Source organism: Duganella sp. P38, from assembly GCF_050859475.1.
Taxonomy (GTDB): Bacteria; Pseudomonadota; Gammaproteobacteria; order Burkholderiales; family Burkholderiaceae_D; genus Rugamonas.
The window spans coordinates 2,845,421-2,857,841 of the sequence record NZ_CP193936.1 but is presented as its reverse complement, the minus strand read 5'-3'; the positions used below and the strand labels follow the sequence as shown (position 1 = coordinate 2,857,841).

Genomic DNA, 12,421 nt, shown 5'->3' with positions numbered 1-12,421 from the left:
CAGTGCCCTCGCCCACGCATCGCTCCCGCGCCCCCGGAGCTGCTCGATTCCGAGCGACCTCAAACCGCAGCACTTTTTTCTCTGAAGAGATCAATGAAAACAATAATGATGAATCCCCGTAACTGGGGTGTCGGTACGAAGATTACCGTTTTTACCTTTGGCCTGCTCAGCGTGATCCTGGCGATCCTGCTGACGCTGATCAACATGAGCACCTCCGCCATGTTGAAAGAACGCGCGCGCGCCAACGTCGCCTACAACCTCAGCGGCATCAGCAACACCGTTGAAGTGTTCAACGCGGCGATGATGAACGAGGCCTCGGCCTTCGCACGCCTGTTCGCGGCCGAGTTCAAGAACGGCCAGTTCACGCTCGACCCGTCGGCCACGGTGGAGATCGCCGGCAAGCCGACGCCGACGCTCAAGTTCGCCGGCAAGCCGCTGAACCTGGACTTCACCATTCCCGACAAGTTCACCAACGACACCGGCGTCATCGTCACCATCTTCGCCGCCACCAGCGAGGACTTCGTGCGCGTGACCACCACCGTGCGCAAGGAAAACGGCGACCGCGCAGTCGGCACCCAGCTCGACCGCGCCCACCCGAGCTATCCGGTCCTGCGTTCCGGCAACACCTACATCGGCCTGGCCAACCTGTTCGGCAAGCCCTTCATCACCCAATACGATCCGATCAAGGACGGCAGCGGCAAAACCATCGGCGTGCTGTTCATCGGCCTCGACATTTCCAAGAACATGGCGATGCTGAAGGAGAAAATCAAGGAGATCAAGATTGGCGATACCGGCTATATCTATGTGATCAACGCTGCCGAAGGCAAAACCCTGGGCAACGCCCTGGTGCACCCGAGCAAGGAAGGCGAGAACCTGCTGGACGTCAAGAGCAGCGACGGCCGTCCGTTCCTGAAGGAGATGCTGGCGCAGAAAGACGGCGGCATGACCTACGACTGGGTCGAGAAAGAAGGCGCGTCGCCGCGCGAGAAAATGGTCGAGTTCCATACCTTCAAGCCGTGGAACTGGCTGATCGTCGGCGGCACCTACACCGAGGAAATCACCCGCGAAGCGGGCCAGCTGCGCAACCGCTACGCCCTGCTGGGCCTGCTCGCACTGGTGGTGTTTGCCGCCGCCCTGTTCCTGCTGGTGCGCAGCGTGGTGTCGCGTCCGCTGGCGCGCGCCGACGAAGCCGCCGAGCGCATCGCCGCCGGCGACCTCGACGTGCACCTGCAAGTCGACAACGAAGACGAAATCGGCCAGGTGCTGCGCTCGCTGAACAACATCAGCGACAATCTGTCCGGCGTGGTCGGCCAGGTGCGCCGTGGCGCCGAGCAGATCACCACCGCGTCGAGCGAAATCGCCCAGGGCAACCTGGACCTGTCGAGCCGCACCGAGCAGCAGGCGTCGAGCCTGGAAGAAACCGCCGCGTCGATGGAAGAACTGAGCAGCGCCGTGACCCAGAACGCCGAGAACGCCTCGCAAGCCAACCAGATGGCGCTGGCCGCCTCGGGCGTGGCAGCCAAGGGCGGCGAGGTGGTGGCGCAAGTGGTCGAAACCATGGGTTCGATCACCGACTCGTCGCGCAAGATCGCCGACATCATCTCGGTCATCGACGGCATCGCCTTCCAGACCAACATCCTGGCGCTGAACGCGGCCGTGGAAGCGGCGCGCGCCGGCGAACAGGGCCGTGGCTTTGCCGTGGTGGCGTCCGAAGTGCGCACGCTGGCGCAACGCTCGGCCACCGCCGCCAAGGAAATCAAGGAACTGATCGACGACTCGGTGGCCAAGGTCGAAACCGGCAGCAAGCAGGTTGAAAAAGCCGGCACCACCATGCAGGAAGTGGTCGACAGCGTGCGCCGCGTAACCGATATCATGGCCGAAATCAGCCACGCCAGCGAAGAGCAGCGCGCCGGCATCAGCCAGGTGCACGAAGCCGTCACCCAGATGGACCAGGTGACGCAGCAGAACGCCGCGCTGGTGGAAGAAGCGGCCGCCGCCGCGCAAGCGCTGCAGGACCAGGCCCACGAACTGGAAGAAGTGGTCAAGATCTTCAAGCTCGGCAGCCACGCAGGCCAGCCGGCCGTCAGCGGCAGCCGCCACCTGGCGCTGAAATAATCGGGCCAGTCGCCGTCGCCAGCCGCCTGCGTGAAAACGGAGGCGGCTTTTTTATTTTATAATTGCCGGATGCCTACCTTTTTCCAGCACCGGCGCCGCTTGACTAACATGCTCAGCCTGATCGTCTCGATGGCGATCCTGCTGAATCTGTTCGCGCCGGCGATCGGTCAGGCGGTCACCACGCTGGCCGCCGATCCGCTGGCAACCGAGATTTGCAGCGCCACGCCGCAGGCCGTCAACACGGCCGGCAAGCGCGCGCCGGGCGGCCTCCCCGCCCACAGCCTCAAGCATTGCATGCTGTGCACCGTGCACGCCACCGGCGACGCGCCGCTGCCAGCCGCCGCCGGCCTGCTGGCCGTGCTCGAGGGCCACGACGATTATCCGGCGCCGCCCACGGCCGCGCCATGGCAAGGCCATCACTGGACTGGCGCCCAGCCGCGCGGCCCGCCGGCCGCCGCCTGATCTCCGTCCGCCGCATCGCCGCGCCCGCGCGCGGCCGTGCATCCGCACCCTCCGCTTTACAGGATAGATCTATGCAACGCCGCACTTTCATCGCGTCGGTGGCCGCCCTGCCCTTCGTGGCCGGCACGGCGCACGCCGCCGGCTTCACCGCCATCGACATCACCGGCGCCAGCATCGGCCCGGACTACCAGCTGTTCTACACCGACGGCAAGCCGGCCTCGCTGCGCGACTTCAAGGGCAAGGTGGTAATGCTGTTCTTCGGCTTTACCCAATGCCCGGACGTCTGCCCGACCGCGCTGGCGCGCGCGGTCGAAGTCAAGCGCCTGCTGGGCGCCGATGGCGACAAGCTGCAAGTGGTGTTCGTCACCGTCGACCCGGAACGCGACACCGCACCGCTGCTGACCGAATACATGCGCGCCTTCGATCCGAAGTTTGTCGCCGTGCGCGGCAACCTCGAACAAACTGCCAAGGCCGCCAAGGACTTCAAGATTTTCTACCGCAAGGTGCCGAGCGGCAGTTCCTACACCATGGACCACACCGCCCTCACCTATGTGTTCGACGCCAACGGCAAGATCCGGCTGGCGATGAAGCACGCGCAAACCGCCCAGGAGTGTGCAGCCGACCTGCGCCTGCTAATGAACCCGAAAAAGAAACCAGCTTCCTGAAAGGACTCTTCCAATGAAAAAACTGCTCTCCCTGCTGCTGATGGCAGCCCTGCCCGCGCTGGCGCAAGTGACCGTCGGCGAACCTTGGGTGCGCGCCACCGTGGCAGCGCAAAAAGCCACCGGCGCCTTCATGACGCTGACCTCGGCCCAGCCTGCCAGGCTGGTCGGCGCCAGCTCGCCGGCCGCCGGCGCAGTCGAAGTGCACGAAATGAAAATGGACAACGACATGATGCGCATGCGCCAGGTGCAGGCGCTCGACCTGCCGGCCGGCCAGCAAGTCAAGCTGGCGCCCGGCGGTTACCATTTGATGCTGATGGGCCTGAAGCAGCCGCTGAAGGACGGCGATAAAGTGCCGCTGACGCTGGAGTTTGAAGACGCGCAGCGGGTACGCAGCAAGGTGGTGGTGGACGCCCCGGTCAAGCCGCTGAACGCCGCGCACTAAACGGCAAGGCCTCGCGTGCGGCGGCCATCGGGCCGCCGTTCAGCTATACAGCGTCATTCCCGCGCAGGCGGGAATCCATGCTGAGTTTGCCTTTGCGCCGGCTGTACCAAAATCGCCAGCGAAGCATGGATTCCCGCCTTCGCGGGAATGACGGTGTTTAAGTCCTGCTCACCGCTCAGGTGCTCAGAACTTGTACTCCACCGACAGCCGGTACACGCGGCCCATCATATCAGCCATGCTGGTGATATAGCCGTTGTAGACGGTGTTGGCGGTCACCGGCGGCCATTCCTGCGTGATGTTGTTCACACCCAGCGAGACGGTGGTGTTCTTGATGCCGAGGTAGCGCACGTTCAGGTTGTACTGGCTGTACGAATCCACCTTGGTCTTGGTCGAACCGGCGCGTGGCGTCAGATCGGTCAGGCTGGTGTTATAGCGCTGCGACAGCGTGGCGCGCCAGTCGCCGATGCTGTAGTTGACCGACGCCGTGTGCTTCCAGCGCGGGTTAATCTGCGGCATGCCGGCCAGGCCGGCGTTCGGGCCGGCGCTGCCGTAACGGCCATCGTTGGTGATGACGCCGACGTTTTGCAGCCACACGCCATCCTTCTCGCTCTGGAACTCGTTCTTCTGGTACCAGGTGCCGTCCAGCTTGACATCAAAGTTGCCGAAGCTGGCGCGCGGGAAGCGGTACGAGGCCGACAGGTCGGCGCCACGGATGCGCGCCTTGCCGCGGTTGGCCTGGCTGGCGATGATGTGGTCGATCGTGCCGTCCGCATTGCGCAGGATGAACGATTCATACTTGGCCGGATTCTGCTGGATCTCGGCGATCGAGGTCGCGCCCAGCACGTCGTTCAGGCGCAAGCCCCAGTAGTCGATGGTCAGCGTCAAGTCCTTGAACGGCTCGAACGCGAAGCCATACGAGAAGCCGCGCGACTTTTCCGGTTTCAGGAAGGAGTTGTTCGGCGACTTGGTCCAGTACGCGGTGTTGACGTTGCACACCTGGTCGAAGGTGTAGCCCGGACGCGGCGTGCCGGTGGCCGGCACGGTCGGTTGCGCGCTCGGGCACAGCACCGGGTCGTCCATCATCTGGGTGCGCACTTCCGGCGTCGGGTTCTGGATGTCCATGATCGACGGCGCGCGGAAGCCGGTCGACACCGAGGCGCGCAGCACCAGCGGCTGCGCCACCTGCCAGCGCGTGGCCAGCTTCGGATTGATGGTGGTGGTTTTCAGGTCGTCGTAACGGTCGGCGCGCACCGCGCCGTTGAGCAGGAACTTGTCGGTCAGCGGCGCCTCGACTTCCAGCGTCAGCGACGAAATCTTGCGTTCCAGCTTCTTGGCCACGCCCAGCGGGGTTTCGCCGACCAGGTCGGTCTGCACCACGTTGCCCGAGGCGTCGATGTTGTAGCTGCCGTCGGCCTTGCGCAGCACGTAGTCCAGCGGCGCGCCGCCAACCTTGGCCGAATCCTTGCGCAGCTCGCCCGAGATCGCCACCGTCAGGTCGCCGCCGCCCAGCGCCCAGATGCCCTTCGACACGGTCAGATCGACGCTCTGGTTGTAGGCCTTGTTGAGGCGGTAGGTGTAATCCAGCGCCTGCGAATTGCGCAGGTATTCGGCGCCGGCCGCGTCCTGCAAGCCGAACGGATTCAGGATGCCCTGGTTGAAGCCCTGCTGGATTTTCGAGTACAGCACATAGCCGGCGCCGGCCGCGGTGTCGCGCTCGGAACGGCCATAGTTGACGCCGGCGCGGTAATCCCAGCCCCACACCGAGCCTTCGGCCGACAGCACCAGGCGGTCGTTGGTCTGGCGGTCGTTACGGTACGCCGGGCCCAGTTCGGCCGGACCCCACTGGAAGTAAATCGTGCGCCCGCCCATCGCCAGGTTGGTGACCGTGCCCGGCGTCTTGGCCTGGTCGATGTACATGACCGGCGTGGCGCTGTTGCCGTTGACCACCTTGACGGCCGGCGTGATGCCGGCGCCCGGATAGAAGCGGCTGGTCGCCGGCAGCGAGTAGGTGGTGAACGGGTTGTTGGTGCCCGGCACCTGCATGCCGCGATACTTCTGCACGGTGAATTCCGAGTGCAGCAGATCGAGGTCAATGCGGTGGCCGCCATCCAGATTCAGGCTGGCGCGGCCGGACATGGTGGTGATGCGGCTGCCGTCGGTGATGGAGTTCCAGTACAGCGTGTTGCGCGCGCAGCCGGCCGCGTAGGTCGGCGTCGCGGCCACGCTGTTGTTGCCCAGCGTCGGCAAGGAATACGGCGCGCCGCAGCCGCTGGCAAAGGTCGGGTTGTAGTTGGTGTTGGCCGCGCGGGTAAAGCCGAAGTTGGCGAACGGCGAGGCGTTGCGCGCGTCCGGCGCGATGCCCAGGCCCAGCTGGCGCAGCACTTCGGGATCGTGCTGGTTCGGGCGGTCGGACTGGAACAGCGCGCCCTTCTCCTGGTGGTCGGCGGCGATGTAGATATTCCAGCCGTCCGAATTCAGATTGCCCCAGCCGGCGATCAGGCCGACGCTCTTGCTCTCGCCGCCGCCGCTCATTTCCGGCGTGGCGTATTCGGCCTTGACCGCGGCGCCGCGGTAGTTGCGCTTGGTCAGATAGTTCTGCACGCCGCCGATGGCGTCGGCGCCATAGATCGAGGCGGCGCCGCCGCTCAGGGTTTCCACGCGGTCCAGCGCCATGCGCGGAATCACGTTGACCGACACGTACTGGTCCTGCAGCGGCTCGTTGGCGAGGCGGCGGCCGTTCAGCAGCGTCAGGGTGCGCATCGGGCCGAGGCCGCGCAGATTGGTCACCGGCCCGGCGGCGCCGGAGTTGGTGCCCAGCGACAGCGACTGCGGCTGTTCCAGCACGAAGTCCTTCAGTTCGGTATTGCCGCGCGCCTCCAGGTCGCTGGCCTTGTTGATGGTCAGCGGCGTGGCGCCCTCATCGGCCACGCGGCGGATCAGCGAGCCGGTGACGACGATGGAAGTGACCGGTTCGGCTTCCGCTGCAGCCTGGCCCTGGGCCTGGGCTTCGGCGGCAATTTGCAGCATGGCGCTGGCTACCGCGCTGGCCAGGGCGAGGCGCTGCACACGGCTTGGACGTGAATTTCTCATTACTGTCTCCTGTCATTTTATGCGACCGGTGTTTCGGTCATATTTTTTAAGTGGTAGAACCAGATTTAATCTGGCACTACCAGTACAGTAATGTGGTCAGGCCACTTGCGCTACAAAAATCGCAAGGTGTTGCTAAAAAACCATATTTACTATCATTGTGATAGTGACGTTGGGGCGGTTTTGCGGTGCGCAGCAGGCGTTCGGCGAAGTCGCGCAGATAGGCTTCGCGCCATTGGCTGGTGGTCTTGGCGCCGGGCTCCCGGCCTTCCATCAGGGCTGGCGCGGGATTGTCGGTCCACCAGTTCGGGTATTTTCCGGTCACGCGCGCGGTCTGCGCCGGCGTCGGCAGGCGCGACGTGAAGCCGCCGTTCTGGCCGTCCAGCCCCGGATGGTTGCTGCTAATCTGGTAAGACCACTTTTTGCTTTCCTTGGGCGAAAACAGGAAATGCCAGGCGCCGTCCGCCGCCAGCGTGCCGGCGAATTCCTGCTGGTCGACCACCAGCGTGGCGCGCGGCTGCGGCGGCGCCATCCCGGCCGGATGGTAGACCAGCTCGATCACCGAGAAGGTTTCGACCTCGTCGCTGGCAGTTGGCGGCCTGCTGAACGTCACGCGCGGCCGGTCCCAGGCCCGCACAAATTGCCCGCCCCAGCCGCCATGGCCGGGATCTTCCGGGTGCGCGCCGAGCACATAGGCCAGCGACGGCGTATCGCCCATCTTGATCTTCGGCGCGATGCCGGCGAAGTAATCGCCCAGCGCGCCGACGCCCTTGACGTGCCGGGCGACAAAGCGTTCATTGCCCAGATCGCCGTCCTGGCGGCCGCCGGCAAACCAGCCCCGGTAGCTGGAATTGTTTTCGATGATCCACAAGTCCGGATGCGCGCGCGCGATGTAGTCGTAGGCGGCGGTCGACCACTTCTTGTTCGGGCCGCCGATCATGTAGACGCGCAGCTTTGGCTTGATATCGGGCGCGTCGTGCAATGCCTGCGCCAGGTCTTCGTAGCCGCCCCACAGCAGCAGCCACAGCGGCCGGGGGTCGTCGCGGCGCGCGCAGGAAATGATCCAGCTGGAACCGTCGGTCGGCTCGCCCCAGCCCGGCGGCGGCGCCAGGTCCGAACCGCCCTGCCCGGCGATCGCGCGCAAGCGCCCGGGCGCCGGATAGCGTGCCGACCAGGTGCGCAGGTTCGGGTAGTCTTGTTCGTAGGCGTCGATGATCGTCAGCAGATGGCGCTTGCGGTCCCTGCCCTCGCCCCACGGCGAGGCGATCAGCCCTTCCAGATCGATCATGTCGGCGTAGACCAGCAGATGCACAAGCGACTGGAAATCGTCGAAGTCGGTGCCGCCGATGTCGGTGGAGACGATCACCCTTGGCAGCGTGGCGGCCCCGGCGGCCAGGCCGGCAAATGGCAAGCCCAGTGCAAAGGCCAGGAAATGGCGTCGATCCATGCGGCTCTCCCTTATGGCTGGCGTTTCTTCCAGCGCGCATACGCGGCCAGCACTTTCTGGCCGCTGGTCACATACCAGGCATAGCCGTCGCGGCGCTCGGCCGACAGCTCGCTAACGTCGTCATGCAGCGTGCGGTCGCGGTCGCCGAAGACCGGCTTGCCGCTCTCCAGGCTGACGTAGCGCGCCCACAGCGGCGGCGCGCCGGCCTGTGCGATCAGCTTGCTGCCTTGCGGCGTATGCTGCCACGTCTGATCGTGCACGGCGGTCGCTTGCAGCCAGGCCACGCCCGCTTCGATGGCGGCGGCCACCGGCGGCGTCGGCTGTTCGATCTGCATCAGGAACAGCAGCAGGCCGCTGCTCTCGCCGCTCGACAGCGCGTCCGGCTCGAAATTGCGCGCCCCGGCCGGTTGCAGCGAAACCGGGCTGTACTGCTGCGCCCATGCCGTCAGGCGGCCGCCGATGCGCACCTGCGAGGCCAGTATGCAAGCGATCGCGCGCTGTTCCGCCTGGCCGGCTTGGGCACGCAGCGCGGCCGGCACGAAGGCGTATTCGCCGCGGGCGATGGCCGACAGCAGCTTGACGATATCGACCATGGCGTCGTCATTGTAGGTGATCGCATCGTGATAACCGCCTTGCAGCGGATACACCTGCGGCCAGCCGCCGTTCGGATACTGGGCGTCCAGAATATATTGCAGACCGCGCAGGAAGCTGGCGCGCCAGGCTTCGGCCGCGTCCGGCGCCGCCTGCGCCACGCGGCCGAGGAAATGCATCTCGGTGGTGGTGGCGTCGTTGTCGAAGGTGCCAACCCAGCTCCACGACACATCCGCAGATTGGCCATCATGGCCGGCCACATACGGCTGGCCGCGCTGGCGCACGGCGCCGTCACGCGGCATATTCTTGCCCCAGCCGCCGGCCGGCGTCTGGAAGCTGACGATCACATCGGCCACATGGCGCGCCTCGGCCGACGCATACCAGTCGGCGGGAAGGTTCAGCGGCATGGTCTTGTAGCCAGCGGACGAGGACGGCACCGGCGGCGCCTGTCCGGCCGCACGCTCGGCATTGAACGCGGCCTTGTCGGCAGCCATCAAGGCGCGCGAGCGCGCCAGATAGGCCTGCCACTCGGGACGGTCAGCGACCGCCGCGTCCGTCAACGGCGCCGCCGGCACCACCTGCCCCACGACCGCCGCCTGCGCCGGCAGCAGCAAGGCCAGCGCCGTTGCCAGCATCCAGTGTTTAACCATATTCATAGACTCATCCGTAATGTTTGCCATAATCACATCCTGCATTCTTTTTCCCCCGAGGACAAGCGATGAGAAAAATCCTGTCATGCATCCTGCTCCTGTGCGGCCTCCACGGCGCCGCCTGGGCGCAGCAGAGCGTACCCAAGTATGGCGTGTATGAACTCACCCTGCCCGGCCCGGCCGCAGGCAATCCCTACGCCAACCTGGAGCTCAGCGCCACCTTCCAGCAAGGCGGCCGCAGCTACCGGCCGGACGGATTTTACGACGGCGACGGCCTCTACAAGATCCGCTTCATGCCCGACCGCGAGGGGCCGTGGACCTACACCACCCACAGCAATTATGCAGAGCTGAACAACAAGACCGGCGCACTGCTGTGCGTCGAGAGCAAGAACCGTGGCCCGGTGCGCGTCGCCAACACCCACCACTTCGCCTACGCCGACGGCAGCCGCTACTATCCCTTCGGCACCACGATTTACGAATGGGCATTCCAGCCGGAGGCACGCAAGCTGCAAACCCTGGCCACCTTGAAAACCAGCCCATTCAATAAAGCGCGCATGCTGGCCGTGCCGCCCTACAAGCCGTACTATGTGCAGGGGCCGGACAAGCTGACCGTGTTTCCGTTCGTCGGCACGGCCAGGGACAATTTTGACTTCTCGCGTTTCAACCCGGCGTATTTTCAAAGCCTGGAGCGCGACGTACAGCGCTTGAGCGATCTCGGCATTCAGGTCGACCTGATCCTGTTCCGGCCCTACGACAAAGGGCAATGGGGCTTCGACACCACCAATGACGAAACCAACCGCCGCTTCGTCAAATACATGGTGGCGCGCTTTGCCGCGTTCCAGAATATCTGGTGGAGCCTGGCCAACGAGAACAGCTACATCAAGCACCTCAGCGACGAGGATTTCGACCACTACTTCCAGCTGGTGCAGAAGCACGATCCCTACAATCACCTGCGCTCGATCCACAACGCCGACCGGCTATACGACTACAGCAAGCCGTGGGTCACGCACGTCAGCCTGCAGTATTACAACGCGGTCAAGGTATTCGGCGTCTCGCCGCTGCTGCGCGACATCTACAAAAAGCCGGTGGTCCACGATGAAATCAATTACGAGGGCAACTCGGAAAGCCGCTGGGGCCAGCTCAGCGGCGAAGAGCTGACGCGGCGCTTCTGGATCGCGCTGACCGGCGGCGCCTACGCCACCCATGGCGAAATCATCGACAACGGCTGGATCGGTGGCGGCGGCAAGCTGGACGGCACCAGTCCGCCGCGCATCGCCTTCCTGCGCCAGATCGTCGAAGCCGGCCCGGCGGAGGGGCTGACGCCGATCGACCAGGCCTTCGTCATGAACGCCGCCGGCAAGAAAGGCGAGTACTACCTGTACTACTTCGGCGACGAACAGCCGAGGGAATGGCCGTTCGTGCTGCCGGTGCGCGACCTCGCCAAGGGCATGCGCTTCCAGGTGGACCTGATCGACACCTGGAATATGACGATCACCCGCGTGCCCGACACCTTCGAGCTGGACACGCCCACGCGCTACACCGCCAAAGACAAGCACCAGCGCGTGGTCAAGCTGCCCGGCAAGCCCTACATGGCCCTGCGCATTCAGCGCATCAACGGCGAGCCGGGCCGGATGAAACCTCAAGCCACGCTGGAAGACGAACTATAAAGCCAGAACGCCAGGCCCGCCGCGCCGCCAATGGCAAGGTACAGCAGCGCGGAGGCCGCGCCCATCCGGATATCGATGTGCGACGGCACCGAAGAAAACAGCGCCACCGCCACCACATAACCAGCCCCGGCCCAGCTGAGATAATGGCCGTACTGAAACGCCGGCTGCATCCAGTGCCCGAACAACAGCCAGGCCACGCCGGCCAGCAGCAGCGGCGCGAAGGCAGCCGGCGCCGCGTTCCAGATCGTCAGATTCCTGAAACCGACCGATCCCAGCAGCCAGACATTGCCCTGCCGCCGGGGAATAATCGAAAACGAAGTCGGCTTCGCATTGACCAGCCAGCCGACCAGCGCATGCAGTGCCTCGTGGCCTATCGTACCAATCAAGGTCAGCAGCGCAATCCCCCAGCCTGAATACCGCGCCCAGCGCAGCAGGCACAGCCAGGCTACCACCAGCAAGGCGGAGGCGATGGCGCTGGCCGTCAGGCCGGAAAGGAAAGCGTGCATGGCCGCATCCTCGCACGCGGTGCCGGGCGGCGTCAATTTCTGCCACCAAAGAGGGAGGCGGCCACTGCCACTTCAAGGGATTTGCGGCCGGCGCGGCGCGCCTACAATCGCGCCATCATCCCCTTAATGTGAGAGAACCATGCAAGACTTACTGACACCGCAAAACTGCGCGCTGATCCTGCTGGACCAGCAAGCCGGCCTGCAATTCGGCGTGCAATCGATGGAACGCCAGACGCTGCTGAACAACTCGGTGGCGCTGATGGAAACGGCGCTGGCGTTTTCGCTGCCGATGGTCATCAGCACCTCCGCCAGCAAGGTCTACAGCGGGCCGCTGCTGCCGGACCTGCACGCGCTGGCGCCGGAGCACCCGGTGCTGGAACGCCGCAATATGAACGCGTGGGAAGACGACACGGTGCGCGCCGCCATCGAAGCGACCGGCCGCAAGAAACTGCTGTTCTCCGGCATGCTGAGCGAAGCGTGCATCAGCTTCGCTGTGCTGAGCGCGCAGGAAGCCGGTTATGAATGCTATGTGGTGGGCGATGCCTGCGGCGGCCTGACCGTGGCCGGGCACGACCTGGCGCTGCAGCGCATGGCCGGCAAAGGCGCACAACTGACCAGTTGGCTGCAAGTGCTGCTGGAGTTGCAGCGCGATTGGACCCGCCGCGAGACGTACGACGCGGCGCGCGCCGTCATTGAGAAAAATGGCGGCGGTTATGGCGTCGGCCTGCGCTACGCGCGGCAGATGCTGACGCCACCGCAGTAAGCTGGACGAAACACGCCGTCATTCCC

Annotated in this window: 10 protein-coding genes; 6 read left to right on the top strand and 4 right to left on the bottom strand. The window is 64.9% G+C overall.

From position 1 onward, the window contains the following. Positions 1 to 108: 108 nt before the first annotated feature. From ACRQ5J_RS13295 to ACRQ5J_RS13280, 4 genes are all read left to right on the top strand, one after another. Positions 109 to 2,115, top strand: a complete 2,007-nt coding sequence (locus tag ACRQ5J_RS13295) for a methyl-accepting chemotaxis protein (RefSeq protein WP_432383644.1) — start codon at positions 109 to 111, stop codon at positions 2,113 to 2,115. A gap of 108 nt (positions 2,116 to 2,223) precedes the next feature. After that, positions 2,224 to 2,577: a DUF2946 family protein gene (locus ACRQ5J_RS13290; protein WP_432383643.1), complete on the top strand. Its 354-nt coding sequence runs from the start codon at positions 2,224 to 2,226 to the stop codon at positions 2,575 to 2,577. A 71-nt stretch (positions 2,578 to 2,648) separates the two neighbouring features. Next, positions 2,649 to 3,242 carry an SCO family protein gene (locus tag ACRQ5J_RS13285; RefSeq protein ID WP_432377397.1) on the top strand — a complete coding sequence of 198 codons (594 nt, stop codon included), beginning with the start codon at positions 2,649 to 2,651 and terminating at the stop codon, positions 3,240 to 3,242. A 13-nt stretch (positions 3,243 to 3,255) separates the two neighbouring features. Then, positions 3,256 to 3,684, top strand: a complete 429-nt coding sequence (locus ACRQ5J_RS13280) for a copper chaperone PCu(A)C (protein ID WP_432377396.1) — start codon at positions 3,256 to 3,258, stop codon at positions 3,682 to 3,684. A gap of 183 nt (positions 3,685 to 3,867) precedes the next feature. Here ACRQ5J_RS13280 and ACRQ5J_RS13275 read toward each other — a convergent pair whose 3' ends face one another. From ACRQ5J_RS13275 to pelA, 3 genes are all read right to left on the bottom strand, one after another. Beyond that, entirely contained in the window at positions 3,868 to 6,774 is a 2,907-nt protein-coding gene (locus ACRQ5J_RS13275; protein ID WP_432377395.1) for a TonB-dependent receptor domain-containing protein, read from the bottom strand. A gap of 76 nt (positions 6,775 to 6,850) precedes the next feature. Continuing rightward, positions 6,851 to 8,218: a DUF1593 domain-containing protein gene (locus ACRQ5J_RS13270; protein ID WP_432377394.1), complete on the bottom strand. Its 1,368-nt coding sequence runs from the start codon at positions 8,216 to 8,218 to the stop codon at positions 6,851 to 6,853. A gap of 11 nt (positions 8,219 to 8,229) precedes the next feature. Then, a complete protein-coding gene (pelA, locus tag ACRQ5J_RS13265; protein WP_432377393.1) occupies positions 8,230 to 9,465 on the bottom strand; it encodes a pectate lyase in 1,236 nt (411 codons plus the stop codon). Positions 9,466 to 9,527: 62 nt separating this feature from the next. Here pelA and ACRQ5J_RS13260 point away from each other — a divergent pair, with 62 nt between their 5' ends. Continuing rightward, positions 9,528 to 11,126 carry a DUF5605 domain-containing protein gene (locus tag ACRQ5J_RS13260; RefSeq protein WP_432377392.1) on the top strand — a complete coding sequence of 533 codons (1,599 nt, stop codon included), beginning with the start codon at positions 9,528 to 9,530 and terminating at the stop codon, positions 11,124 to 11,126. Here the strand turns inward: ACRQ5J_RS13260 and ACRQ5J_RS13255 are convergent. Then, the gene (locus ACRQ5J_RS13255; RefSeq protein ID WP_432377391.1) at positions 11,099 to 11,632 is read right to left on the bottom strand and encodes a hypothetical protein; all 534 of its coding nucleotides are present in this window, start codon (positions 11,630 to 11,632) and stop codon (positions 11,099 to 11,101) included. The two genes, ACRQ5J_RS13260 and ACRQ5J_RS13255, sit on opposite strands and share 28 nt — an antisense overlap. A 139-nt stretch (positions 11,633 to 11,771) precedes the next feature. Between ACRQ5J_RS13255 and ACRQ5J_RS13250 the strand changes: the two genes are divergently transcribed. Continuing rightward, positions 11,772 to 12,395, top strand: coding sequence for a hydrolase (locus ACRQ5J_RS13250; RefSeq protein WP_432377390.1), 624 nt, complete (start codon positions 11,772 to 11,774; stop codon positions 12,393 to 12,395). Positions 12,396 to 12,421: the final 26 nt, after the last annotated feature.

Excerpts from the sequence above, each read along its gene's own strand:
- ACRQ5J_RS13295 (WP_432383644.1), top strand. The coding sequence starts at position 109 with ATGAATCCCCGTAACTGGGGTGTCGGTACGAAGATTACCGTTTTTACC.
- ACRQ5J_RS13290 (WP_432383643.1), top strand. The coding sequence starts at position 2,224 with ATGCTCAGCCTGATCGTCTCGATGGCGATCCTGCTGAATCTGTTCGCG.
- ACRQ5J_RS13285 (WP_432377397.1), top strand. The coding sequence starts at position 2,649 with ATGCAACGCCGCACTTTCATCGCGTCGGTGGCCGCCCTGCCCTTCGTG.
- ACRQ5J_RS13280 (WP_432377396.1), top strand. The coding sequence starts at position 3,256 with ATGAAAAAACTGCTCTCCCTGCTGCTGATGGCAGCCCTGCCCGCGCTG.
- ACRQ5J_RS13275 (WP_432377395.1), bottom strand. The coding sequence starts at position 6,774 with ATGAGAAATTCACGTCCAAGCCGTGTGCAGCGCCTCGCCCTGGCCAGC.
- ACRQ5J_RS13270 (WP_432377394.1), bottom strand. The coding sequence starts at position 8,218 with ATGGATCGACGCCATTTCCTGGCCTTTGCACTGGGCTTGCCATTTGCC.
- pelA (WP_432377393.1), bottom strand. The coding sequence starts at position 9,465 with ATGAATATGGTTAAACACTGGATGCTGGCAACGGCGCTGGCCTTGCTG.
- ACRQ5J_RS13260 (WP_432377392.1), top strand. The coding sequence starts at position 9,528 with ATGAGAAAAATCCTGTCATGCATCCTGCTCCTGTGCGGCCTCCACGGC.
- ACRQ5J_RS13255 (WP_432377391.1), bottom strand. The coding sequence starts at position 11,632 with ATGCACGCTTTCCTTTCCGGCCTGACGGCCAGCGCCATCGCCTCCGCC.
- ACRQ5J_RS13250 (WP_432377390.1), top strand. The coding sequence starts at position 11,772 with ATGCAAGACTTACTGACACCGCAAAACTGCGCGCTGATCCTGCTGGAC.